This is a genomic window from Acinetobacter pullicarnis (assembly GCF_006352475.1).
Lineage (GTDB): Bacteria > Pseudomonadota > Gammaproteobacteria > Pseudomonadales > Moraxellaceae > Acinetobacter > Acinetobacter pullicarnis.
In genome coordinates this window covers 2534465-2559503 of record NZ_VCMZ01000001.1, presented here as the reverse complement: position 1 = coordinate 2559503, position 25039 = coordinate 2534465, and the positions used below count along the sequence as shown (strand labels likewise).

At 42.9% G+C, this 25039-nt stretch carries 21 protein-coding genes and 1 pseudogene; 16 read left to right on the top strand and 6 right to left on the bottom strand.

The genetic code is table 11. From position 1 onward, the window contains the following. Position 1 precedes the first annotated feature (1 nt). From FD716_RS11265 to FD716_RS11240, 7 genes and pseudogenes are all read left to right on the top strand, one after another. Positions 2–1429: an aldehyde dehydrogenase family protein gene (locus FD716_RS11265; protein WP_139852424.1), complete on the top strand. Its 1428-nt coding sequence runs from the start codon at positions 2–4 to the stop codon at positions 1427–1429. A gap of 28 nt (positions 1430–1457) precedes the next feature. Further along, positions 1458–1619: pseudogene (locus tag FD716_RS19090) on the top strand (rubredoxin); the annotation flags it as partial. After that, positions 1608–2837 (top strand): NAD(P)/FAD-dependent oxidoreductase, encoded by a 1230-nt coding sequence (locus tag FD716_RS11260; RefSeq protein ID WP_228714994.1) that lies wholly within the window; start codon positions 1608–1610, stop codon positions 2835–2837. The pseudogene FD716_RS19090 and the gene FD716_RS11260, both read left to right, overlap by 12 nt. Before the next feature lie 10 nt (positions 2838–2847). Continuing rightward, complete coding sequence (locus FD716_RS11255) at positions 2848–4164, top strand: NAD(P)/FAD-dependent oxidoreductase (protein WP_139852422.1); 1317 nt, start codon at positions 2848–2850, stop codon at positions 4162–4164. Between the two features lie 19 nt (positions 4165–4183). After that, positions 4184–4534 (top strand): cupin domain-containing protein, encoded by a 351-nt coding sequence (locus tag FD716_RS11250; RefSeq protein ID WP_139852421.1) that lies wholly within the window; start codon positions 4184–4186, stop codon positions 4532–4534. Between the two features lie 144 nt (positions 4535–4678). Beyond that, entirely contained in the window at positions 4679–5851 is a 1173-nt protein-coding gene (locus FD716_RS11245; RefSeq protein WP_139852420.1) for a hypothetical protein, read from the top strand. Positions 5852–5877: 26 nt separating this feature from the next. Further along, on the top strand, positions 5878–6492 hold the full coding sequence (locus FD716_RS11240) for a MarC family protein (protein WP_139852419.1): 615 nt from the start codon (positions 5878–5880) through the stop codon (positions 6490–6492). A gap of 101 nt (positions 6493–6593) precedes the next feature. Here FD716_RS11240 and FD716_RS11235 read toward each other — a convergent pair whose 3' ends face one another. The 5 genes from FD716_RS11235 to FD716_RS11215 form a co-directional block, all read right to left on the bottom strand. Further along, positions 6594–7625 carry a fimbrial protein gene (locus FD716_RS11235; RefSeq protein WP_171477030.1) on the bottom strand — a complete coding sequence of 344 codons (1032 nt, stop codon included), beginning with the start codon at positions 7623–7625 and terminating at the stop codon, positions 6594–6596. After that, positions 7622–10180: a fimbria/pilus outer membrane usher protein gene (locus tag FD716_RS11230; RefSeq protein WP_139852417.1), complete on the bottom strand. Its 2559-nt coding sequence runs from the start codon at positions 10178–10180 to the stop codon at positions 7622–7624. Before FD716_RS11230 ends, FD716_RS11235 begins: the two co-directional genes overlap by 4 nt. Before the next feature lie 46 nt (positions 10181–10226). Continuing rightward, positions 10227–10964, bottom strand: a complete 738-nt coding sequence (locus FD716_RS11225) for a fimbrial biogenesis chaperone (RefSeq protein ID WP_139852416.1) — start codon at positions 10962–10964, stop codon at positions 10227–10229. Between the two features lie 76 nt (positions 10965–11040). Next, on the bottom strand, positions 11041–11568 hold the full coding sequence (locus FD716_RS11220) for a fimbrial protein (RefSeq protein ID WP_139852415.1): 528 nt from the start codon (positions 11566–11568) through the stop codon (positions 11041–11043). 429 nt (positions 11569–11997) lie between these two features. Next, positions 11998–12876, bottom strand: a complete 879-nt coding sequence (locus tag FD716_RS11215; RefSeq protein WP_139852414.1) for a LysR family transcriptional regulator — start codon at positions 12874–12876, stop codon at positions 11998–12000. Positions 12877–13125: 249 nt separating this feature from the next. Here FD716_RS11215 and FD716_RS11210 point away from each other — a divergent pair, with 249 nt between their 5' ends. The 8 genes from FD716_RS11210 to FD716_RS11175 all read left to right on the top strand — a co-directional run bounded on the left by FD716_RS11210 (position 13126) and on the right by FD716_RS11175 (position 22952). Further along, positions 13126–14655 carry a CoA-acylating methylmalonate-semialdehyde dehydrogenase gene (locus FD716_RS11210; RefSeq protein ID WP_407641889.1) on the top strand — a complete coding sequence of 510 codons (1530 nt, stop codon included), beginning with the start codon at positions 13126–13128 and terminating at the stop codon, positions 14653–14655. Positions 14656–14666: 11 nt separating this feature from the next. Then, positions 14667–15557, top strand: a complete 891-nt coding sequence (gene mmsB, locus FD716_RS11205; protein ID WP_139852413.1) for a 3-hydroxyisobutyrate dehydrogenase — start codon at positions 14667–14669, stop codon at positions 15555–15557. A 288-nt stretch (positions 15558–15845) separates the two neighbouring features. After that, on the top strand, positions 15846–17507 hold the full coding sequence (locus FD716_RS11200; protein WP_139852412.1) for an AMP-binding protein: 1662 nt from the start codon (positions 15846–15848) through the stop codon (positions 17505–17507). Between the two features lie 141 nt (positions 17508–17648). Continuing rightward, a complete protein-coding gene (locus FD716_RS11195) occupies positions 17649–18776 on the top strand; it encodes an acyl-CoA dehydrogenase family protein (RefSeq protein WP_139852411.1) in 1128 nt (375 codons plus the stop codon). A gap of 561 nt (positions 18777–19337) precedes the next feature. After that, positions 19338–20108, top strand: coding sequence for an enoyl-CoA hydratase-related protein (locus FD716_RS11190; RefSeq protein ID WP_139852410.1), 771 nt, complete (start codon positions 19338–19340; stop codon positions 20106–20108). Between the two features lie 21 nt (positions 20109–20129). Then, entirely contained in the window at positions 20130–21167 is a 1038-nt protein-coding gene (locus FD716_RS11185; protein ID WP_139852409.1) for an enoyl-CoA hydratase/isomerase family protein, read from the top strand. Between the two features lie 276 nt (positions 21168–21443). After that, positions 21444–22385, top strand: coding sequence for a Dyp-type peroxidase (locus FD716_RS11180; RefSeq protein WP_139852408.1), 942 nt, complete (start codon positions 21444–21446; stop codon positions 22383–22385). A 120-nt stretch (positions 22386–22505) separates the two neighbouring features. After that, the gene (locus FD716_RS11175; protein ID WP_139852407.1) at positions 22506–22952 is read left to right on the top strand and encodes a VOC family protein; all 447 of its coding nucleotides are present in this window, start codon (positions 22506–22508) and stop codon (positions 22950–22952) included. Between the two features lie 119 nt (positions 22953–23071). Here FD716_RS11175 and eco read toward each other — a convergent pair whose 3' ends face one another. Further along, a complete protein-coding gene (gene eco, locus FD716_RS11170; RefSeq protein ID WP_139852406.1) occupies positions 23072–23584 on the bottom strand; it encodes a serine protease inhibitor ecotin in 513 nt (170 codons plus the stop codon). An 815-nt stretch (positions 23585–24399) separates the two neighbouring features. Between eco and FD716_RS11165 the strand changes: the two genes are divergently transcribed. After that, positions 24400–24765 carry a helix-turn-helix domain-containing protein gene (locus tag FD716_RS11165; RefSeq protein ID WP_139852405.1) on the top strand — a complete coding sequence of 122 codons (366 nt, stop codon included), beginning with the start codon at positions 24400–24402 and terminating at the stop codon, positions 24763–24765. Positions 24766–25039 lie beyond the last annotated feature (274 nt).

Here is a 25039-nt window from a genome sequence, read left to right as displayed (position 1 = left end):
GATGCAGCACTACCTTAATTATATTGATGGTCAATGGAAAGATGCTGCAGGTCAACTGCTGGTGAACAATCCTGCGACGGGTCAAGTCTATGCCAGTATTGCGCAAGCAGATATTTCAGATGCAGATTTGGCGATGGCTGCTGCTCGACGCTGCGTCGAGAGTGGTGCATTAAGCGATGTTCGACCAGCGCAGCGCACCACTTGGCTGCTCAAGGCGGCTGAAGCAATTCGTGCAGTTGCCGATGCAGGTGCGTTGGTTGCCTGTCGTGAGAATGGGAAAAGTTTAAATGATGCCTACGATGAGTTTAATGAGGCAGCGCGTTACTTTGAATATTATGCCGGTTTAGCAGACAAAATAGAGGGGATTTCGGTGCCTCTGGGCAAGGACTATATTGATTTTACGCAATATGTCCCGATGGGAGTATCTGTTCAAATTGTGCCATGGAATTTTCCAGTCTCGATTTGTGCACGCTCTTTAGCACCGGCTTTGGCAGCAGGGAATGCAGTGGTTATAAAGTCGCCAGAGCTCTCGCCATTGGCCATGACCATATTAGTGAAAGCGATTGAAACAGCAGGATTTCCAAAGGGTGCAATCAATCTACTCTGCGGTAAGGGTTCAGATGTTGGTCGTCATTTGGTGCAACATCAGTTTTGCAATCAGATTGTATTTACTGGGTCGGTTCAAACTGGGCAAAGCATTTTAAAAGATGCTGCTGAACGTGCCACCCCATCGGTGATGGAATTGGGTGGAAAGTCTGCTGCAATTGCTTTTGCTGATGTCAATTTAGATCAATTGATCGCTAGCGTAAAAGTCGGAATTTTCTTTAATGCAGGTCAGGTCTGTTCTGCGATGTCACGGCTCATTATTCAACAGAGCCGTTATGACCAAGTCAAACAAGCAGTCGTTGCGCTTGCACAAAGTCTGTGTCCCGGCCCCGGTGAGCACAATCCAGAGATTACCCCCGTGATTTCACAGCAACAGCAGCAACGTATTTTGGCAATGATTGAACAAGCACGAGCCGAAGGTGCGCAAGTGTTATGTGGTGGCATCGCGGTCGATGGGCCAGGTTATTTTGTCTTGCCAACTGTGATAGAAGCCACGCCAGAAATGCAGATCGCCAATGAAGAAGTTTTTGGTCCAGTGTTGGTCATTATGCCTTTTGAGGAAGAAGCCGAAGCAATCCGTATTGCAAATGGCACTGACTTTGGCCTCGTCGCTGGCGTGTTTGGTGAAGGTCTCAGTCAAACTTTAAATGTGGCGAACCAACTTCGAGGTGGTCAGGTCTTCATTAATGAATGGTTTGCAGGTGGTATTGAAACACCATTTGGTGGTGTTGGCTTGTCTGGTTTTGGTCGAGAAAAAGGTCAGGAAGCGATTTATAGCTACGTCCAAACCCGCAACATTGGCATTCGCTTAAGCACCGCTTAGATCTCCTGAGATAAAGGAATAACAGCAGATGAAAAAATGGTTATGCCTCATATGTGGCTGGATTTATGACGAAGCAAAAGGCTGGCCCGCAGATGGCATAGCCGCAGGGACCAAGTGGGAAGATATTCCCGAAGATTGGCTCTGCCCAGATTGTCTGGTGAGCAAAGCAGATTTTGAAATGATTGAAATCAGCAATGAAAGCGCTAATTCCCCAGTACAAGCAGTGCAGGCAGTACAAGCGGAAGTTGCAACTTTAGCTGTTGAAGAACCGGTGGTGATTGTCGGATCAGGGCATGCGGCTTATCAGTTGGTCTTGGCCTTACGTGCCCAAGCACCAGATTTAGCGATTACAGTTTTTACTGCAGATGATGGTGGACTCTATAGTAAACCAGCTTTATCGAATGCTTTGGCTTTGGGTAAAGATGGACAGAGTTTATTGCGAGAATCAGCGCTTAGTTGGGAGCAGCGTCTCAATATACGGGTTTATGCACATACGCAGGTTGAGAAAATCGATCGGGACAACAAAAAGTTAATCACCAGTATTGGGGAATATCCTTATGCACGACTGGTTTTGGCTGTTGGTGGGACTCCGATAGTGATTCCAGTACAAGGTGCGGCTGAATCGATTCTAAGAGTGAATGATCTTGCGGACTATCGACATTTTCGCAGTCAATTACAGGATAAAAAGCATGTCACGATTTTAGGTGATGGCTTAATTGCCTGTGAGTTTGCCAATGATTTGGCCACACAAGGTATTCAGGTTTGCATTATTGGGCTGGGGCAATGGCCAATGCAACGACTACTCCCAGAGCCAATCGGCAATGCATTGCAACAGGCACTCAGTCAGTTGGAGATTGAATGGAAATTAGAGAATAGCCTAAGCAGTATGCAGGTTGAGCATGAACAGTTTCTATTGCAATTGGCGGATGGACAGCAACTGCGCACTGACTTAGTACTCAGTGCGGTGGGGCTCAGTGCCAACACACAACTCGCAAAAAATGCAGGTTTGGCCATTGGGCGCGGTATTCAGACCAATCTTGAACATCGGACGAGCGACCCCGCAATTTTTGCTTTGGGGGATTGTGCCGAAGTAAATGGGCAGTGGGCGCCTTATATCAATCCGATTAATCAAGCCATCCCTGCGTTGGTTCAAACCTTGTTGGGAAGAGCGACGGCAGCGCAGTTAAGTGCAACACCCGTTGTGGTCAAAACACCGATTATGCCCTTATCTGTTTTGCCAGCAAGTGGTCAGGGCAGCTGGGTGATTGAGCAGCATGGGGCTGAACATACGGCTGCCTTTTTAGATGAGCAAGGTCGATTACAAGGTTTTGTGTTGTTGGGGGCAGAATTACAAAGTCAGCGCAATGCATGGTTGGACAAACTGAATCACAACATGACAGCTGCTTGAGGAGCAAAACATGATTGCTTTACCAAATGATGATCGAAGCTGTGGTTGGTATGACGTATTGACCACAGCAGCGCCAAGCAAAAAAATGAGTGGTGAACAAAATGCCGATTTTGTCGTCATTGGTGCTGGCTTTGCTGGCTTGGCAGCGGCAAGGCGATTGGCTGAACGTCAACCGAATGCACGCATTGTATTGGTAGATGCACAGCGCATTGCGGAAGGTGCTTCTGGACGTAATTCAGGATTTGTAATTGATTTGCCGCATAAATTTGCGCTGGAACATCCAGATCCTGCGCATAAGCAGAAATTATTGAGTCTGAATCGATCGGCCATTTCGCAATTACAGCAGTTGGTTGACGATTACCAAATAGATTGCCAGTGGTCTGCGGTGGGTAAATATCAGGGTGCAGTTGGTGCGCGTGGACAAGCACATTTAGATCATTTTGAAGCATTAATGAAAGATCTTGGTGAACCCTTTCGTGTGGTTGAACAAACTGAACTGGCAAAAGTGTTGGGGACCAATTACTACAGCCGCGCTATTTTTACCCCAGGTACTTATTTGATGCAACCTGCAGCCTTGGTCAGAGGTCTAGGAAATAATCTACCTGAAAATGTTGACGTTTTTGAGCAGACACCGATTCGAAAAATACAGCAACAGGGGCAGAAATGGCTGTTGCATGCAGATGATGGCACGCTTAAAACACCAAAGGTTTTATTGGCAACCAGCATTTTCACCCGAGAATTTGGCTATTTAAAAAATAGACTTTTGCCAGTCATGACATTTGCCAGCTGGACACGCCCACTCAGTGATGCAGAACTTGAGCGTTATCAGGGTGAGTTAAATTGGGGGCTTACTCCTGCAGATCATGCTGGCACGACTTTACGTATGACGGCTGATCGTAGAATTTTAATTCGGAATACCTATAAGCATGTACCGAAATATGCGGCCAGTGTGAATGATCAGACGCGGCAGTGGGTGCAGGGCGAGCATTATAAAGCATTGCGTGCTCGCTATCCCGATTTTGCCGATATTCCACTTACCCATACATGGGGTGGGGTCTATGCGATATCGCGTAATTTTACCAATTTCTTTGGCCAGTTAGAAAATGGCGTATATGCCAGCGCTTGTGACAATGGTGTGGGTGCCGCTTGGGGAACGGTTTCTGGAGGTTTACTTGCTGATTTAGCGATACAAGCGGATTCACAGGCTTTACAAGATATTCAATATGTAACAGGTATGCCAAGCCTCAATCCACCTGAACCTTTTTTAGGTCTAGGGGTGAAATTTCGGATTGGTTTAGCGAAATGGCAAAGCAGAAGTGAATTGTAAAAGGAATTTGGAGGCAAACATGCGTGAAGTAATACGAATTGATCATCAAGATCTCAGCTTTAATATCCGCGGTGAAACACCCGGTATGGCCTATGTGGCACGGGCTTTAAGCCCCGAAGTCTCTCCCAACATGGGAATTGGATTCGCACGTTGGGAAGGGGCTGAGGTGGAATGGACCGTACTTTATGACGAAGTGATTTTTGTGATTGAAGGCTGTTTTGAATTGACAGCCAATGGTCAAAAACATGAAGTTCGACCAGGGCAAATGTTGTGGATTCCTGAAGGTACGGCATTAACTTATGCTGGGCATGCCTTATTTGGCTATGTGGTACATCCTGGAAATTGGAAAGCCTTGCATGGCCTCACCTAGGCTCTGCTAAAAGGACAGGATCAGATTAAAGCTGTATTGCATTGCTGCTTCTCCCGCGTTAAAGCAGCAATGCATTTTTTTAAAATATGAAAATAGGAATACGTTTCATATTCGTTGCAAATACAAACATACAAGGAAATGTAGATGAATAAAGGTTATTTAAAACTCAGCATGGGGTTTTGGGTTGGGGCAATGATCAGTCCAGCATATGCAGGGTTGAGTATCGGTGATCCTGAGAGTGAGTTGGGCGCTTTAACGCTTTCAGCAACGTTACGTGCCAACTATCAAGACAAAGATTATGGCGTGCCTGTCTCTGATCAAAAAATTAAATTTGATACTGCAATTGTTAAATTAGACTATCAATCGCAAGACTGGTTTGGAAAGGCCGAATACCGTTGTTATCAATACGATACTCTATGTGATTTTTCAACCTTGGTGGACGGTTATGTTGGTTATAAACTTAACTCAACCGATCATGTGACATTGGGTTTACAACCGATTCCTTTTGGTCCAGGGACTTTTTGGGACAGTAGTTTTTATGCCGGTATCAATAACACGATGGGCTTACAGGACGCGCATAATTTGGGTGTGAATTATCACGTTGAATTGCCTTCTAAAACCAAAGTGGATTTGGCATATTTTGCGACCGATGGTGGCAATTATGTTGGAAATAGTCGAGATGCTGCACGTTATACCGCAAATTTAGTCCATTCCGCAGATCCAGCGAAAACAGATCTCAATGAAAAAAATATGTGGATGGCCCGGGTTAAGCAAGAGCTCACTTTTTTGAAAAACCCTGATTTGAAGGTTTCAGTCGGTGGAAGTTATTGGTATTCAGACATTGAAAATAATAGAAACGCCCAGAATGGTTCACGGAAAGCGTGGGCTTTATTTAATCAGGTGCATTATAAAAACTTTGCAATGACATTAACGGGGGGCTCCTTGGCCATCAATAATCAGGACCCTTTAAACCCCTATAGCTCAACACTTGGCTCTTTTGAAACTGAATATGACATTGCCAACAAAGGTCACTTTTATTCAGTCGATACAAGCTACAGTTTTAAAAATGTAAGAGATGGGCTGAATGTCAGTCCCTATGTGGTTTTTAGTGGTTTTGAAAAAAAACAAAAAGGTTTCAATGATTCAATCCGAAATATTGTAGGCGTACTTTTTGATTATAAGGACATCTCGGTGTATAGCGAATATGTCATGAGTAAAAGTGATCCCTTTGTTGGTGGTTCTGGAAATGCACTTGCCTCAGGCGATGATGCCAAGTGGAAGAAACTTTTAAATTTCACCTTTATTTATCGTTTTTAGGCAGTTATTCACTTAAGGGAATAAAGATGTTTTCAACGTACACGCATGCATTTGCTTTGTTCTTTGCCTTATTAAATCCATTCCTTATGAGTATTTATATGATTGGATTAATACGGCATAGCGAAACCAAGGTTTTTAATAAAGGGTTAATACAAGGGGCAGGTATTGCTTATACCGTATTTATTTTATTTGCATGGGGTGGCGAGGCAATTTTTAGTCAATACCTGAATGTGCGTTTTGAATCCTTCCAAATCTTTGGCGGTTTAATCTTTTTAGTGATTGGTTATCGCTATGTGTTTCAAGGTGCCGATACGATTGGGGTAATGCGTGGTGCCCCTGAACATTTGGCGGGTACTGTGGCCATGCCATTTATGATAGGACCTGGAACAATCAGTGCTGCGGTGGTTACAGGAATGAGTATGACTTTATTTGAAGCCGCACTGGTGATTGCATTAACCCTATTTTTAAGCTGTAGTGTTTTAATCGCAATGAAACTCTCACATGATCATTTGAAATCAAAGCATGCCAAGTATATTGATCGTTATTTCGATATTGTTGGGCGATTGTCTGCATTATTAATTGGCACCATTGCCATTGATATGATTGTCAGCGGTGTAATGCGCTTAGTCGAAAAAGCTTAGCCTAGAAGGTTTATCTAGGCGAGTTCGTTTGATTTAAAGAGATGGTTTTAAGCCTGAGCATTAAAAGCTGTTTTAACTTGCCTCAGTACCAAAGCAGATCTTTAATTATAGGTAATATTGATGGTGGCTAATGCCTTCACATCACCGGTGGTAATCGTAGGGTCATACTGATAATAACGTGCCTTCATTGGGATATTAAAATCAAGCGTACTATCATTTGCACGAAAATTACCTAAGGCTAAGCGATCGCCAGTTTTGATAATCGTTTCAGTATTATTATAATTTGAGACCAGTTGAACCCCCACACCTTTGGCTTGGGTCAGTACAGGAACTTGATTACTCATTACTCCCATATTTGTTGGAATGTTGGTGTAGTTAAAGGTTAATCCGATATTATTAATAATGGTTGTGCTGGCTGAAGGTGCCCCTGCATTGCATTTGAGATTGAGCATAAATGCTTTTTCACCTTGGGTTGAACCGACACCGCTAAATCCAGATTTTTGTACTGTTGCTAATGAGATAACAGCATCTTTGTCGCTGCTAAACTCACAGGTGGTGGTATTAATAATAATTGAATTGGGATTAACGGTTCCAGTTAACCAAATTGGGGCATTTGCAATACCAAAGCTAGAGTAAGTCGCTGCCTGTAATGGTCCTGAACCTGTTATATTTTCCATTTTAATAATTTCAACCACAAGCGGGCCAGGGGCAAGGGAGAAAGTACCAGAGGTGGTCTGTGAAAAGCTATAGGGGTAGGTATATGCAAATCCAGGTGACTCCGTACGAATTCTGATGCCTATGCCCGCGATGTTGGTGGGATAGATGTTATTGCCCGGACTGTTTGCCCCAAACCCAGGAATAATCTTACCTTCGAAGGTATAAGTGCTGTATGTACAATTCAAATTAGTTTGGATGGGAGAGGTAGAATAAGGAAATTGAGCGATCCCATTGCCATTGCCATTTAATATCTTACCGACAGGATCCGTTGGACGAACAACAACTGTACCAACATTAAAGACGACATTGATTGTGGTAAAGCTTGCTGGATATTGGGGTGAACAGGCTGCATTTGCTTTTGAAAAAGAACCAACACTGCACAGCCCCAAGACGAGTATTAAATTTGTGATTTTCATTGGCATACCTCATTAGTCATCAGCATATGTTTGGTTTTGTCTTGTGTCTGCGCACTTAAGTCGTAATGAATCCAACATTGTTCATCGGCGGCTTCACCCCATTTCACTTGAAGCTGTCCTTTGATCTGTTGTGTCCTTAAATAGATCAGGCTACCTTGTGCCACGATGCCGACATTTTCGCCTGCCGTATCATAGACATTGGCAGTAAATGGGAGATTTTTACCGGCTGTTGTTAATGCGCGGATATAGAGTGCCTTGCCTTGTTTGGTGACAAAACTGACTTGAACAATCGCACCTGCATAGGGCGCGACTTTTTGACTGGTCTCAGATAACTCAACATCGATTGACATGTTTTGTGGATCAAGGCTGATGTCGTTTAAACGATATGGTGTGACATAGGGAATGACGGCATAACCTGATTTATTCACCCTCAAGCCTGTGGTATTGCTGACAGCAGCCCCATTGGCCTCTGGTGCATAAACGACGACCATGGTTTGACCTTGATCTGGACCAAATAACAATCCACCAGCATGTGCCACCACCGTCCCTTGTGCGCCAAGCATCGCTTGCTGATAGTGCTGTGTATGACTAAAGGCAGCGGTTAAGTTTGTGATATTGTTTCGATACTGGCTGTTCACGTTGAAGCTTGGCCGTTCCCCATAGCTCTCCGATATTGACGCGGCATAGTTAAAGCGTTCACCTAAGTGAGCATTTAGACCAATGTTTATATTGTTTTCGGTAACACTACTATTGACGTTAATGCTGTGTTTTTTAAAATCGAGAGGAAATGAAAGACTGAGCATATATTGTGTGTCATCTTGAAGTATTTCGGTTGTTTTGTTCTCAATCAAGCGCCTATTGGCGGAGAGGCCATAACTTAAACTGCGGTAGCGGTTGTTATAACCGAGACTATAGTTTGTTGAGCTTTCTGCACGATTCCAATAATCGATCCAAGATCCTGTGATATAAAAATTTCCCCATTTTTCAGGTAAGCCCTGATTGAGCGTGAGCTGAAACTGACTTTTCTGTTTGCCAATATGACCTGTGCTCAGGCCGTGATTTTCTAAGTCGCGAATGGCGAGCGCGTCTTGCAATTGATAAAAGTTTTCAGTGGAATAACGATAGGCTGCCAAAGTGAAATTGGTGAGCGTTGGACTAATAAATTTGCTATAACTCATACGATAACTTTGTCCATACTCACGTGTGCGGGTAAAATCTGCGGCTGAGTGGGTCATATCCAATGAAATGGCACCAATGGGGGTTGAAAATGCAGTTCCAATCGCCAGCGCTTGATAATATTCAGCGGCCTGTATACCGCCATATGCGGTAAGATAGTTATTTAAACCACGCTGATAGGTCACTTGAGCAACCCAAGGTTTAATCTCTAAATAGCGATCTCTAAACTCCCCGATTGTGACAGAGTACCGGTTTAAACCTGGTCGCAGCATTTGCACAACCGATGCATAAGGGGTAGTAAAGCGTTGAATTTCACCATTGCTCTCAATCACAGAAACCTCTAAGTTACCGCCATAACCGGTGGGGTAGAGATCATTAATCTCAAAATTTCCTGCTGCAACAGTGGTTTGATAAATTAACTGACCCTGTTGATGCACTTCGACTTTGGCATTGGTTTTTGCAGTACCACGTATTCTAGGGGCATAGCCCAATTGACTATTGGGCAACATCGAATCATCACTTCGGAGTTCAGCCCCGCGATAACCGAAGGAATCGAAAATATTGCCACTGCTAAAGTAATCACCTAGCGTGAGTTGACTGCGGTATTGGGGAAAGGCACGTTGTACATAGCTACTGACGGCATCGTATTGAGAACGGGACTGCGCATCTGTAATACTTTCTGACCAGCGCCATTGGCCTTGATGACGGAATTGCCAACCGCCAAGATTGGCGCCAGCGGTAATGGAAGCAAAGGCATGTATTTGATCCTGATGATTAGAAAAGTCACTAAAGCTTTTATAAACATTGGTGTTATAGCTGATAAACCCTGCATTAATGCCACGATCCCAGAGACTTGGATCAACATAACCTTGGGCATTTTTTTGCATGGCAGCTTGTGGAATAGAAAGATCGATACGTAAATTGGCGCTATCAAAGCGATAGAATGCGTCATCAATCCAATGCTCGATTTTGAGGCATTGTGTATTGCTTGAGTCTGCTACTTTGGCTTGTAAAAGATTGGCTTTTACCCCGTATTTAATTAAATCATTCGAGCTGAAACAGGTTGAAGCATTTTCATTTGGATGCGGTGCCGTGAAAAGGAGTCGGCGTTTTCCGATCCAATTATCATTTATGTAAATATCAACATTATATTCACCAGGCAAGATTGAATTATCATATTTAAAACGAGCCATATCGATTTTATTTGCATCACCTTTTAGAAAGGTGGAATCAAAGTTTGCATATTGTTCTTGTTTTGGTGGTGTTGTCTCTAATGCACTCACGATCATGGGAGTACAAAGTATAATGGTGCCATAACTATACAGATAGCATATTATTTTTCTTGACCGTTTATATTTTTTTGATGCAATTTTAGACATAAGACAACCCGCCTATTATAAATAGGTGTTTTTATTCATATCATTATTAAATAACTGATTTAAGTTTTAACTCATACTCTGAATGACCGCCATAATCGTTTATGGTGGTAAATATCATTTTTCTATTTTCTAGATGCTGTAAGTTTAGTATTTCTTCAGTATGTGGTTTGAGCATTAATCCATCAGAAATTAGATTAAGGGTTTTGCCGGACTGTTCTTGCTGGATGGAGGTTAGGGTTATATAAAATGCAGTGGGATTTTGAATTTTTAACTGAGATCCATCACGGACCCATTGTATTTTTTCTGGTGCTAATGCAGCTTGTTCTAAACCTTTTGGCCGATAAAACAATTTAATTCGCGAACGTATTGCCAGTTGTAAATAATTATCTGGCGCATCTACATTCACTGCATTACTTTCAGGTTTCGGTGGAATGTCTAAGACATTTAGCCAGAATAACGTTTCTTGCGTTTTACTTAATGATGCTGCATTCGGCAGTGCAGTAATCCGCAGCGCTTGTCCTTTCTTTGCATTCACACGACTAATGGGGGGAGAAATCATAAACGGTGCTGTAGATTGATCAGGTGTACTTTTCGGATCACCATCATCAATCCAAGCCTGAACCAATGAGGGTACTTCACCGATATTACTCAGTTGTAAGGTGACTTCACGGGCTTCTGCAGGATAAATTACACGTGTACCATGCAGAATAACCTCCGCATTTAAGTCGCTACAGAGGAGTAAAAAACTCAGCATGCAGGTCGAAAAAGTACTATTTATAATCATTGTTATTTCTCAAAGTCATTTCTCAAAAAACGGTTGGTGAAGCAAGCAAGCTGACTTCACCTTTAAAACAGCAAAATTATTGATAAATCATCGTGTATTGCACACTGGTTGTGACATCACCTGCTGTTGCAGCACCGGTTGCAACATACTCGGCAAAGTAATTTAGTGTTACAGCACTTCCTGCAACGCTAATCACTTTCCATTGTGCGGGGTCTGTTGGTGGGACACCAAGAATAGGCAAGATAGTGCCATTATCCGTTAAGAGTTGAACTTGGACTTTTGTTGCAGGAGTTCCAGAAGCTTGATTGTTTAATCGACCTGTACTGAGATCAACTGTTGTACCTGGTTCAAAATAACTGGTGACTTGACCAATCGAGCAGTTGGTTAGTTTTATGGCAAAGGGAGTACGACCTGCTGTTTCACCAGCAGCAAATAATGTACTTTTAGATACAGTCGGCAAAGTTACAATAATATTTTTAGAGTTCGTATCGACTGTACAGGTTTGATCTGTGACTTTGCCATTGATCGTGACTTTACCATCTACAGCATAAGCATTTGATAGCCCGATAATTATTGTTGAGGCAGCTAAAATTAATTTTTTCATGTTATTTTCTCTATAGATTAATAATCTTCAAAATAAAACTGGATAATCTTGGTTTTCGTTGCAAAACAAACTATAAATCTACAATCTGAAACAATCAAAAAACATTTCATTTACAATGTTTTTTTGAATTAAAACAACTTTATTGCTTATACATTTGAATGTTTGATTATGTTGGTCGAGTTGGGGTTTAGGGCTTTGTGAGTATAGGGTGTAAATTGAGTTTGATAATTTGCGGTGTAAGTCATATTGAAATATTTTGAAAGATATTAATTTAAAACCTATATTATTATTAAGTTGAGTTGTTTATTTTAAGGAAAATATAATAGTTAAAGTCGATATTGAAAATGGTATTAATCATATTTTTATTATTGAGTTCCATCACATCAGAATGGAACCGTCTATTCAGAATGCTTTTAAAATTAAATTAGCCTAATCCATTAACAAACCCTGATACGCCTCTGCTTGTTGCCTTAAAAAATCCCAGACCAGTTTAATCCGGGGTTCATGATGCAAGTCGACAAAGGTCAGCATCCAAAAGGTGTGGGTGAAACTGACCTGATTACTCAAAACCTCTTCAAGTTCAGGTTTATCATCGGCCAAAAACTTCGGCAAAATCGCGAGGCCTGCGCCCGCACTCACCGCTATTTGCTGTGCCAAAATACTACTGCTACGAAAATTGGCAGTCAGTTGTAGGGGCAGGCGTTCCAGACAGTACAGTTGCGGGCTATAAATCAAGTCATCAATATAATTAACAAAACGGTGCTGTGGTAAGTCATCCAAACTGTGAATCGCTGGGTTTGCAGCCAAATAGCTTGTGCTGCCATAAATTTTGAGGCAGTAGTCGGTTAGTCGGGTGATGATATATGGCCCTGATTTGGGTCGATCAATCGAAATCACAATGTCTGCTTCACGATGTGAGAGCTTAAGCATTTTCGGAACTGGAATTAAATCGACAGACAACAGGGGATATTGCTGTAAAAACACTGCCAATAGCCGCGCTAAAAATGCAGTTCCAAAACCTTCAGGGGTGCCAATTCGCACATGACCTTGTACTGGACTGGTTTTTTCAATCTGTAAAAAGGCTTGTTCCATCAGCTCAACCCGTGGCACTAATGCTGCACCCTCAAGGGTCAGTTCATAGCCACTGGCCTCTCGTTTAAACAGTTGGGTACCGAGTTCTTGTTCGAGCGCCTGAATCCGCCGCGCTACGGTGCTGTGTTCAACTCCAATCAGCCGGGCGGCATTGGTCAGGGTTTTAGCCCGTGCCAAAACCAAGAAAAAGCGTAAGTGGTTCCAATCCACACTCATTGTTTTTACGTCCTGTGCTTTTTTGCACAACCATCGTGCAACATTTTGCGTTGGTGGTCAAAGTTTTCTTTGCTAGGCTGTTTTCATGACGTAACGGAAAATACGTTTTTAAAGGATGATCATACGCTTAAGTCCGTATTTTCAAAAAAGCAGTGACAGTACAGCAGATAGTACAGCAGACAGTAAACAGGCCGTTTAACTGATCAAGCAAATGGATCGACAACAATAATTCGTCCCTACGGAGAGACCATGAACGCAATTCATAACCCGATGCTCGCAAACCAATTAACCAGTGTTAAATTGCTGATCAATGGGGAATTTGTTGACTCAAAGACCACTGAATGGCAAGACATTGTCAATCCAGCGACACAGGAAGTGTTAGGCAAAGTCCCATTTGCCACCACTGAAGAAATTAACGCAGCCATTGCATCTGCACAAAATGCTTTTGCCAGTTGGAGCCAGACGCCAATTCAAGCGCGTATGCGCATCATGCTTAAATTGCAAGAATTAATCCGTATTCACGCCAAAGAAATCGCCAAAGTCCTGACGGCTGAACAAGGTAAAACCTTGGCCGATGCAGAAGGGGATATTCAGCGTGGCCTAGAAGTCGTTGAACATGCCTGTTCAATTGGTACTTTGCAAATGGGCGAGTACGTTGAAGGCGTGGCGCGTGGTGTCGATAGCTATACGTTGCAACAACCGTTAGGTGTTTGCGCAGGGATTACCCCATTTAACTTCCCAGCCATGATTCCATTGTGGATGTTCCCAATGGCAATCGTTTGCGGTAATACCTTTGTCTTAAAACCGTCTGAGCAAGATCCATTGTCTACCATGATGTTGGTGGAGTTGGCGCTTCAAGCGGGTGTGCCTGCTGGTGTACTGAACGTGGTGCATGGCGGTAAAGAAGTGGTCGATTTACTCTGTACCCATAACGACATCAAAGCGATTTCATTTGTTGGTTCAACCGCAGTTGGTACGCATGTGTATAACCTTGCTGGGCAACATGGCAAACGCGTACAGTCCATGATGGGTGCGAAAAACCATGCGGTAATTATGCCAGATGCCAATAAACAACAGACTTTAAATGCCTTGGTTGGTGCTGCATTTGGTGCTGCGGGTCAGCGTTGTATGGCACTTTCAGTTGCAGTGATGGTCGGTGAAACTAAAAACTGGTTGGCTGAGTTTGTTGAAAAAGCCAAAACCTTAAGTGTAAATGCAGGACATGAACCAAATACCGATGTTGGCCCGGTGATTTCGCCACGTGCCAAAGCGCGTGTGATTGATTTGATCAACAGTGGGGTTGAGCAAGGTGCACAGCTGTTGCTTGATGGTCGTGATGTACAGGTTAAAGGCTATGAGCAAGGTAACTTTGTTGGCCCAACCATTTTCAGTCAAGTCAGCACAGACATGCGCATTTATAAAGAAGAAGTGTTTGGTCCGGTCTTGGCAGTGATTTGTGTCGATACGCTAGAAGAAGCGATTGCATTGGTGAATGCCAACCCATTTGGTAATGGTGTGGGCTTATTTACCCAAAGTGGTGCGACCGCACGAACTTTCCAACATCAAATTAATATTGGTCAAGTTGGGATTAATATTCCAATTCCAGTGCCAGTGCCATTCTTTAGCTTTACTGGTTCACGTGGTTCGAAATTGGGTGATTTGGGTCCCTATGGCAAACAAGCGGTACAGTTCTATACTCAAACCAAAACCATTACCAGTCGTTGGTTTGAAGACAGCCAAGACAGCGGTAAAGTCAACACCACGATTAACCTAGGCTAAGGAGCAACATCATGAATATTGCTTTTATTGGTTTAGGAAATATGGGCGGTGCCATGGCGCAAAACCTGCTCAAGGCAGACCAAAAGGTTTTTGGTTTTGACTTAAGTCCGAAAGCGCTGGAACAGTTTGCAGCAAGTGGCGGTGTGGTCTGCGACAGCCCACAAGCCGCTGCCAAACAGGCGGACGTGGTGATTACCATGTTGCCTGCGGCCAAACATGTACGTGAAGTCTATCTGGGTGAAAATGGCATCTTGGCGGTGCTCAAAGCTGGTGCCTTGTGTATCGACAGCAGTACCATTGATCCGCAAAGCATTAAAGACGTTGCTGCTGCGGCAAAAGCCAAACATATCAATGTCTGCGATGCCCCGGTTTCAGGTGGCACTATTGGCGCACAAGCGGGCACCTTAACCTTTATGGTGGGTGCAGATGAACCGATCTTTCAAGCGATCCAGCCCTATTTAAGCCTTATGGGCAAAAATATTGTGCATTGCGGTGATGTTGGCACAGGACAGATTGCCAAAATCTGTAATAACTTAATTCTTGGTATTTCAATGGTTGCCGTAGCCGAAGGGATGGCACTGGGTGCCAAGCTTGGGATTGATCCAGAAGCGTTGGCTGGCGTGATTAACAGTTCAAGCGGTCGTTGCTGGAGTTCCGATGTTTGCAATCCGTGGCCGGGTATTAATGCCAATGCACCTGCGGCACGTGGTTATCAAGATGGTTTTGCCACGCAATTGATGCTTAAAGATTTAGGTCTTGCCGTTGAAGCGGCTGAGCAGGCACAGCAACCGATTTTACTCGGTGGTTTTGTGCAACAGCTTTATCAGCAACGTTGTATGCAAGGCAATGCAGGTTTGGATTTCTCCAGTATTATTCAACAATATTTACCGGCTAAAGTATAATTACTGCATTGATTATTAAGTAATATTATTGGTGCGATGGATCGTGCAATTACTGAGTTATTAACACGATCTATTGTAATGATAATAAAGTGTGATCGAAATAGGATATTAGCAAGGTTTTGCTAAAGCTTGGGTCTGTTCACACATCATCTCAAGGATACCTAGATTGTTGCTTAAGTCAGTTATTAATTAAGCAATTGATCAAAGGGTGGGATGATGCCTGGCATGGATTGCCAATAGACCCTAACTCGTCATGAACAACAAAAAGTCTAGACTGAGGTTAGAAATATGTTGAACTATCAAGAAGCAGCACGTGCATTTAATTTAGAAATGGCTGCAAAAGATTTACTTTCAGGCTCTATTGATGCTTTAAATGCCTGTTATGAGTGTTGTGACCGCCATGCGCAGTCAGATGCAGATAAAGTTGCCCTCTATTGGCAAGGCAAGGATGGCCGCAAAGAACAATACACCTTTAGTGAACTCCAAAAAGGTGCCAGTCAATTTGCGAATTTCTTAAAATCTCAAGGTGTAGGTAAAGGCGATCGGGTTTCAGGTCTATTGCCACGGACACCTGAGTTGATCATGACCATTTTAGGGGCTTGGCGCATTGGCGCTGTTTATCAGCCATTATTTACTGCGTTCGGCCCGAAAGCGATTGAACATCGTCTCAATATGGCGCAAAGCAAGTTAGTCGTCACCGATCTAGGCAATCGTTCTAAATTAAATGAGGTTGCTGACTGCCCAAGCATTATGACTGTTGCAGGCAAAGACGATGCTGATTTACCCGCGGGTGATTTCAGTTTCTGGGGCGAAATTGAGCGTCAGTCTGCCGATTGTGCGGTAGAGCTGCTGAGTATTGAAGATCCATTCTTGTTGATGTTCACTTCGGGCACCACTGGGCCGGCTAAACCGTTAAAAGTGCCATTAAAAGCACTGATTGCCTTTGGTCGTTATACCCAAGATGCCGTAGGGCTAACGGAGCAGGATTCATTCTGGAATATTGCAGATCCAGGTTGGGCCTATGGTTTGTACTATGGGATTACCGGGCCATTATTGTTGGGTCACGCGACTTTGTTCTATGAAGGTGGCTTCAGTATTGAAAGTTTATCTCGCATTGTTCAAGAGTACGGTATTACCAATTTGACTGGTGCACCCACAGCCTATCGCATGATGATGGCTGCGGATCAAGAAGAAATGGCGAAATTGCGCGGTCAATTCCGTCGTGTCAGTAGTGCAGGAGAGCCATTAAATCCAGAAGTGATCCGTTGGTTTAAACAAGTCCTCAATGCACCGATTTATGACCATTATGGTCAAACCGAAGTGGGAATGGTGGTATGTAATCACCACGCACTTGCACACGATGTCCATCCGGGTGCTGCAGGTTTTCCAAGTCCAGGTTATCGCATTGTGACCGTGAATGAACAGGGTGAGGAATTGGCCCCTGACGTCCCAGGCATATTGGCCGTCGATATCAGCCAATCGCCAATGATGTGGTTTGGTGGCTATGAAGAAAGCCGTAAGTCTCCGTTCTTGGGTCAGTATTATCTCACGGGTGATACTGCTGAGATGCATGCTGATGGCAGTATGAGCTTTGTTGGACGTAATGATGATGTTATTACGACGTCGGGTTATCGGATTGGACCATTTGATGTGGAAAGTGCTTTGCTGGAGCATGAAGCCGTGGTGGAAGCAGCTGTGGTCGGTGTTCCAGATCCTGAGCGTACAGAGATCGTTAAAGCCTTTGTGATTTTGACAGAAGGTGTTCAAGCGACACCGAAGCTTGCAGAAGAGTTGGGCCAGTTTGTGAAAAAACGCCTTTCTGCACATGCTTACCCACGCTTGGTCGAGTTTATGACTGAACTTCCAAAAACCCCAAGTGGCAAAATCCAACGCTTTTTATTACGTAATCAAGAAATTGAAAAACAGAAAGTGGCAACCAGCATCGCTTAAGTCGCATTTTTGACATGGATTATGAATCGAAAAAATCCATCCTTGCGCTGCAGTACTGCTCCTCTCTTTGAACAAGGGGAGCAGCGTTGCTTGGCAAGGGAGGGATTGCTTTCTCAGCTTTAAAATTTAAGGAACGACACGATGCTATTTACGGAAGAACAAATCTTAATTGGTGACATGGCCAAAAGTTTTGCAGAAGAGCAAATCAAGCCCTTTGCCAGTGAATGGGATAAACAGGGTCAGTTTCCTGCAAGCGCTTTAAAACAAATGGGTGAGCTGGGCTTTATGGGCATGTTGGTGCCTGAACAATGGGGTGGTTCAGATACTGGTAATTTGGCCTATGTATTGGCACTTGAAGAAGTGGCTGCTGCAGATGGTGCAACCTCAGCCATTATGAGTGTACATAACTCAGTCGGTTGTGTGCCAATTTTGAAATATGGCACGGAAGCACAAAAACAACGTTTTTTAATGCCATTAGCACGTGGCGAAATGATCGGTGCTTTTGCATTGACTGAGCCACATACGGGTTCAGATGCTGTGGCGATTAAAACCCGCGCAGTCAAAGATGGTGAAGAATATGTAATTAATGGCGCCAAGCAATTTATTACCTCTGGGCATAATGCTGGGGTGATCATTGTGTTTGCTGTCACCGATCCGAGTGCGGGTAAAAAAGGCATTAGCGCATTTTTAGTGCCACGTGACACACCAGGATATGAAGTGATTCGTGTCGAAGAAAAGCTCGGTCTACATGCTTCAGATACCTGCCAAATTGCCTTAACCGATGTGCGTATTCATGAAAGTTTAAGACTGGGTCAGGAAGGCGAAGGTTTAAAAATTGCCTTGTCCAATTTAGAAGGGGGACGGATCGGGATTGCAGCGCAATCGGTTGGCCTTGCACGTGCAGCGCTTGAAGAAGCCACGCGTTATGCCCATGAGCGTGTGACCTTTGGCAAACCAATTTTTGAGCATCAAGCAATTTCTTTCCGTTTGGCCAGTATGGCAACTGAAGTTGAAGCTGCACGTCAGTTGGTACATTACGCGGCACGTTTAAAAGAAGCAGGTCAATCATGCCTCACAGAAGCATCAATGGCCAAATTGTTTGCTTCGGAAATGGCGGAACGTGTTTGTTCGAATGCTTTACAGGTTTTTGGTGGCTATGGTTATTTAAAAGATTTTCCGATTGAGCGGATCTGTCGTGATGCCCGTGTTTGTCAAATCTATGAAGGCACCAGTGATATTCAACGTTTGGTGATTGCACGCAGTCTATAAGTCCAGTTTAGATTCAGAATTTTAGGGCTGAGTGCAAATTTAATTGAATTTCAGAAATCCCCAATCTCCCCTAACCCCTCTTTTCCAAAGAGGGGGACTTTTTGGGGAATTCAAAGCCAAGTATAGGCTACACAACGCTCCTTCCTTAGAAAAAGGGAGGTTGGGAGTAATGCCAGTCAGTTAAGACAAATACAGCTATTTTTGATTGATCAATTGTGTCTGAAAGCCCCTTCTCCCTTTGGGAGAAGGCTGGGAAGAGGGTGCTTTTAAACCACAAAAGCCCTTAACTGACTAGCATTAAGGTTGGGAGGGATTGTCTCGAAAAAGCTAAGTAGTATGCTGCGTAAGGATGGATTGCTTTGGATCGTAAATAGCATATCAAAAGATGTGTAGATACCTTCTCCCTTTGGGGTGAGGAATATATTTCGCAAGTTGGATAAGGGGAAAGGGAGCGACCAAGCGACTCTCCCCAAACCATCTCGCACACGCAACAACCCATATTTCTAAAGATGACGTTGACTTTAAATTATTTAATAAACAGGGTTTAACAAGGAATTTCTCATGCAGTGGAACAGTATTTTATTAGAACAGCGTAATGGGGTTGGATTGATTACTTTAAATCGTCCCAAAGCATTGAATGCACTGAATAGTGAATTGATTCGCGAAGTTAATTTGGCACTCGATCAGCTAGAACAAGATGCAAATATTGGCTGTATTGTGATTGCAGGATCAGAAAAAGCCTTTGCTGCGGGTGCAGACATTAAGGAAATGGTTGATCTTCGTTTTCCCAATATTTATTTAGATGATTTCTTTAGTCTGGCGGATCGTATTGGTCAACGCCGTAAACCGCTTATTGCTGCGGTAAGTGGTTATGCCTTGGGCGGTGGTTGTGAATTGGCACTGATGTGTGACTTTATCTATTGCGCGGACAATGCCAAATTTGCGTTGCCAGAAGTGACGCTTGGGGTTTTACCGGGCATTGGGGGTACGCAACGATTGACACTTGCAGTAGGCAAAGCCAAAGCCATGGAAATGTGCCTAACAGCACGTCAAATGGGTGCGGTTGAAGCAGAGCAAAGTGGTTTGGTGGCACAGGTGTTTAGCAAAGAAGAATTACTTGAACAGACCATGCAAGCGGCTGAAAAAATTGCTGAAAAATCACTGACTGCAGTGATGATGATTAAAGAGTCGATTAATCGCGCTTTTGAAGGTAGTCTGGCGGAAGGTCTACGTTTCGAACGTCGTATTTTCCATGCAGTATTTGCAGGTCAAGACCAAAAAGAAGGCATGCAAGCCTTTATTGAAAAGCGTCCAGCAAAATTTACCCAATAATTCAGTTTTAAGGGATAGCTCATGAGCCATGAAAACAATTTAGAAATTCAGACTCAAGGCCATTTTGGTCGAATCGGTTTAGACCGTGCGAGTAGTTTAAATGCATTATCTTTACCCATGATTCAAGGCATCATTCAACAACTCGAAATATGGCGTGACAATCCGAGTATTCAGGCCGTGCTGATCGATTCAAATAGTCCGAAAGCGTTCTGTGCTGGCGGTGATATTCGGTATTTATACGACAGCTATCAAAGTGGCGATATTGATTATCGGGATTATTTTACTGCCGAGTATCAAATGCTGACCAGCATCAGAAAATATCCAAAAACGGTAGTCGTACTTTTAGATGGCTATGTTTTGGGTGGTGGTATGGGCTTATCGCAAGCATGTCACATCAGAGTCAGCAGTGAAAAATCACGTTTTGCGATGCCAGAAACTGCGATAGGCTATTTCCCAGATGTTGGTGCAACTCATTTTCTCTCACAGCGAGATGAGATTGGTGTGTATATGGCACTTAGCAGTGAACAGATCAGCAGTGCTGATGCATTTTACTTGAAGTTTATTGATGTGCATGTGGCAAGTGAGCGTTTACCTGCACTGAAAACAGACCTATTGGCATTAGCAAATCCAACGAAACTGAGCATTGAGCAACTCATCGCTCAGTTTAGCGTTGCACCAGCAGCCAGCGAGATTCAAAGCCGAGCAGCGTGTATTAAAAAGCATTTTAGCCATCAACAGCTCAGTGAAATTGAACAGAGTCTGGCTCAAGAAACCAATCCTGATGATCAAGCATGGGCTGCTAAAATATTAGCTATTTTACAACAACGTTCTTTGGTCGCGATGCAGACCAGCTTGAAGTTGCAGCAGGTGGGGCGAAATTTATCACAGGATCAAACCTTACAACTTGAACGTGAATTACAAGATGTTTGGTTTGAGCTTGGTGATCTGATTGAAGGGGTGCGGGCGCTGATTATTGATAAAGACAAGCAACCGCAATGGCAAAGCCATAATCCTAAACTTGAGCAGCATTTAACACAGTTGCTTGCCGCCGTGGCCTAAGTTGCTTGAATGGGCTTGGTGATTTAAATAATTGAGTCCAGTCGCTTAAAAGCCCATAAGCATTTCGATGACTTATGGGCTTTTTTGATTTTTGATTTTTGATTTTTGATTGAAAGTTTGATGCAAGCGCTGCAAGGTCTAATCGCCTTAAAGTTAAAAATGAAGGTTGGATCGTTGATTAGACTGTAATTTCAGTTTATTGATATCTTTATTTATTCGTCGCTTATTTCTGTGCTAGTTTATTGAAATTCAATAACAAGAGCAAAGGCTGCTTTAATGATTCCAGAGAGAATACAACCTGTGATGAGTCGTCCAGGCGAGAATGCGCTGTTTATTGTATTGGGCATGCAGCAAGACGATATTGCGGTCGATACCATTCTTGATTTTGCAGCTGGTTTTTCTGCCTTAACGCGCAGCTTGGCAAATCGCTACCCTGCGTTAGGCTTCAATGCAACTTTAGGTTTTAGTGCCAATGCATGGGATGTATTGTTTCCCAATCAAGCCAAACCCAAGGAATTAATCCCGTTTGAGGCGATTCAAGGACCGAAATATACGGCTGTTTCGACACCAGGTGATTTGTTCTTTCATATCCGTGCAGACCGTCAGGCACTGTGCTATGAGTTGGCGAGTATTATTCAAGAGCAATTGCAGCAAGTCACTTATCCCATTGATGAAGTGCATGGTTTTAGATACTTTGATGGACGTGCAATTATTGGTTTTGTTGATGGAACTGAAAACCCTGAAGCAGAAATTGCTGCTGAATATGCATTGGTTGGCAATGAAGATCCTGTATTTAAAGGGGGCAGTTATGCCTTTATTCAAAAATACAGCCATGATATGTCGAAGTGGCGGGCATTAACGGTTGAAGAACAAGAGCGCGTGATTGGACGCAAAAAGTTTAATGATGTTGAGTTGGGGGATGATGAAAAACCCAATACTGCGCATAACAATGTCAGCAAAGCCTATGATGAATTGGGCAATGAACTTAAAATTATGCGTGCAAATATGCCATTTTCCAATCCATCTAAAAATGAATATGGCACTTTTTTTATTGGCTATGCGCGCAAGTTTAGTGTGACCCGCCAAATGCTAGCGCATATGTTTCAAGGCGATGCAGACGGAAATCTAGACCGTTTGCTGGACTTTAGTACAGCTACAACGGGGACTTTATTTTTTGTGCCCACCATCAATTTTTTAGAAAGTCTTGGTGATGATTAAGTCTTGATATCCATCATATTGTCATACTTTAGACTGAAGACATGAATAGAAATAGCTCGATATAAACAGATTGCAGCAACCCCGTAATGTATTTGCCATGAACAGCAGAGGTGCACGGCGATGAATGAATTAAAGCAGATCGAAATCATGTTTGTTGCAGGATTTGGTCCAATTACCCAGTCCGATGCAGACAGTAAAGCCTTTTATATTGATGCTTTAGAGTTACCTTTAAAACCGATGCCAGACAATGAACGTTATAGGTCAACTGAAAATGGCGACTTAGCAGGGGTAAAGCATTTTGCGCTGTGGCCCTTAGATCAAGCTGCACAATCTTGTTTTGGCTCACCAATTTGGCCGAGTGATTTGGTTGTGCCACAAAGCTGGGTGGAGTTTGAAGTGGTTGATATTAGCACTGCATCTAAGCAGCTCGCAGCACAAGGCTATACGCTTTTGGTGAATAACCGTATCGAACCTTGGGGGCAGACGGTAACGCGTTTACAGAGTCCAGAAGGCAGCTTGGTGGGGCTGACGCGAACACCGTGGTTAAGAGATGATTTAAGCCAGTGAGCATACTGATTTAACCGATATGATGTAAGAGATGTATGGTGCATCTAAATTAAGGCCATAGCTGATATATGGCCTTAATTATTGATATTTAGAGTTTAAACATATTGCTACGATGAAATTTAGTTATTCACGATGGTGGCTTTCTGCGTGGTTTTCGGTGCTTGCCAAATACGATAACTTACATCGACATCTTTCGGTGCATAAATCACTAAGGGAAGCTTACTGTTATAGCGCAATAAACTTTTATCACCTAAATGAACGGGTAAATTTGCTTTCACCTTTTTTGTATTGCTACAGGCCATTTGGGTGCTGATCGGCCCTTGAAGACTCTCAACAGTGTAATAATCATAACCCCAGCCTTCTAAGACTTTTTCATTAAAGCTGGCGTTGTATGAAACATTATTACAATCTTTTAAACCAGATTTTGTCGCCACGATTTCAACTTTGTATTGTGACTCATCGGGTTGATTTTTTAGCCAGATGACGTGGCGATTGCTGTCCTTGTTAACGGCCGGATAGGGAGCAACATCTTTAAGTTTCTGGGCTGGCGATGCTGCGGATGAAGTCGCAGCAAATGCCAGATTTGTGATAAATACGGATACGATAGCAGTGTATAATCCTATATTTTTCATAATATTGGCCTTTGTCTTTTGAGTGGTGTGCTTAGGCGTGACTGCAAGTTCTAGCAGGACGCATGTGCAGCAGTTTACTGCTTCAATAAACATACGGCTAAAGTTGCCATTGATCAGAGAAAATTACCAAATAAAACCAATTAATATACATTACACAACGGCTTTAATGGCCCAAGACGTTTCAGGGTATAGAGGTCAGTATCCTGAAAAGCCATTGTATGTGATTGCTTTTTGAACGAATCTCGGTTGTGCGCGTTCAATATAAAAGCTTATTTTTAGTGCATATAGGGTATTAAATACAATTAAATACACGGTATAAAGTTGTACTGTATCAAAATCATTAAGGCTACCCGCAGTTATTTTTACAAGTAATTCAATATTTTATAATTAAAGATAAATCTATATAATATATGGGTTTAATGTATTATTTTTTAAGAAAATAGCGATTTAGAAACTATGTTTTAAGCCTTAATCCTATTATTTTGCCTTCCATCATAAAAATCTCATATCCTTTGAAAATACGACCATTTCCATTTCTTATTGTTTTATAAACAATGGTTTATTGTATAATTGTGATTATTATCAAACATTCATGCTTTAAGCCAGTCGTTATCACTCTTCTTTGTTGAATTTTTCACACCTATCCATACTTTGTCCATTTCAAATGTGCAAGACCTCGATCAGTAGCCATCTGCATCGGGGAGAAGACTCACATCGAATGATCCGCAGATGCGTATTCGATCCATGTGGTGACTGTTTTGAGCATGAATCAATATTTATAGATTGAAACTGATGTTAGTAAAAAAGTAAGTATTATGAAATATGAAAATTTAGTCAGCTTCTCAGATGAAGCATTTGAACAATTGGTTGGCGTTTCTAAGGCCGCTTTTATTGCGATGGTTGAAGTGTTAATTCAATTTGAACAACAGAAGAAAAAGTCAGGACGCCCACATACTTTGAGTATTGAAAACCAATTACTACTCACCTTGAAATACTTGATCCATGAAAGTACCCAGTTGCAACTGGCAGATGAATATAACTTGGCAGAAAGTAATGCCAATCGAACCATTCGCAAAGTTGAACAGGCGTTGGCTCAGTCAAAACAGGTGTGCTTACCACTGCGAAAAGTCATTAAACGTGCTGAATCCGAACAAACGGAAGTGTTGGGCTACTCAGACTGAGCACTCAATGCGCTTGAGGGACATTAAGGCCAAGTACTCTGGCGCTGTTCATCTATAAGTTCCTCGGAAGTCGTTGTGAACGGTCAATATATCGCTGATGTTCAAGATCAGCGTTTTTGTGTAAGGCTATGATATAATCCGCCACACTCAAAGCAACCTTTTACTTTAATCGATTTGCTTAGAACATATATGTATGTAAAAGCTGCTCAAAAGCAGCTTTTTTGGTTTGAACAGGGTTTCACTTTAAAGAATAAATCAGATCGCCCGCAGCTGT